7 tRNA genes are annotated in these 743 nt (G+C 53.2%); all 7 read right to left on the bottom strand.

Going from position 1 to position 743, the window contains the following annotated elements:
- Positions 1–44: 44 nt before the first annotated feature.
- The 7 genes from I7822_RS29560 to I7822_RS29530 all read right to left on the bottom strand — a co-directional run bounded on the left by I7822_RS29560 (position 45) and on the right by I7822_RS29530 (position 697).
- A tRNA-Met gene (locus I7822_RS29560) sits at positions 45–121 on the bottom strand.
- Between the two features lie 28 nt (positions 122–149).
- A tRNA-Ser gene (locus I7822_RS29555) sits at positions 150–242 on the bottom strand.
- 15 nt (positions 243–257) lie between these two features.
- Positions 258–334, bottom strand: a tRNA-Ile gene (locus tag I7822_RS29550).
- 4 nt (positions 335–338) lie between these two features.
- A tRNA-Met gene (locus I7822_RS29545) sits at positions 339–415 on the bottom strand.
- A gap of 27 nt (positions 416–442) precedes the next feature.
- Positions 443–518: transfer RNA gene (locus I7822_RS29540), tRNA-Ala, on the bottom strand.
- 20 nt (positions 519–538) lie between these two features.
- Positions 539–615: transfer RNA gene (locus I7822_RS29535), tRNA-Pro, on the bottom strand.
- A 5-nt stretch (positions 616–620) separates the two neighbouring features.
- Positions 621–697, bottom strand: a tRNA-Arg gene (locus tag I7822_RS29530).
- Positions 698–743 lie beyond the last annotated feature (46 nt).

Genomic DNA, 743 nt, shown 5'->3' with positions numbered 1-743 from the left:
GCGTGACAGGCAGGCATTCTAACCAACTGAACTACCGGACCATTTGGTTGCGGGGACAGGATTTGAACCTGCGACCTTCGGGTTATGAGCCCGACGAGCTACCAGACTGCTCCACCCCGCGATAATAGGAATATAAAATTTAAAAAATATGGAGGAGGAAGGGGGATTCGAACCCCCGCGGGTTTTGACACCCCTGTCGGTTTTCAAGACCGATCCCTTCAGCCGGACTTGGGTATTCCTCCGTGTATGATGGAAAGTGGTGGACCTTGTAGGACTCGAACCTACGACCGGACGGTTATGAGCCGTCTGCTCTAACCAGCTGAGCTAAAGGTCCAAATTGGTAGCGGCGGAGGGAGTCGAACCCACGACCTCACGGGTATGAACCGTACGCTCTAGCCAGCTGAGCTACACCGCCAAAATGGAAATTTATTATTTAACTATATGGTGGAGCCTAGCGGGATCGAACCGCTGACCTCCTGCGTGCAAAGCAGGCGCTCTCCCAGCTGAGCTAAGGCCCCGAATAATCTTTTTTAGGTAATGGTCGGGAAGACAGGATTCGAACCTGCGACCCCTTGGTCCCAAACCAAGTGCTCTACCAAGCTGAGCTACTTCCCGATATATGGCGCGCCCGAGAGGAGTCGAACCCCTAACCTTTTGATCCGTAGTCAAACGCTCTATCCAATTGAGCTACGGGCGCATTTTGTAAGTGGTGCCGAGGACCGGAATCGAACCGGTACGGTAGT

This window comes from Metabacillus bambusae, assembly GCF_017497975.1.
Taxonomy (GTDB): domain Bacteria; phylum Bacillota; class Bacilli; order Bacillales; family Bacillaceae; genus Metabacillus; species Metabacillus bambusae.
Note: the sequence above shows the minus strand (reverse complement) of the source record. Positions and strands in the feature narration are given on the sequence as shown.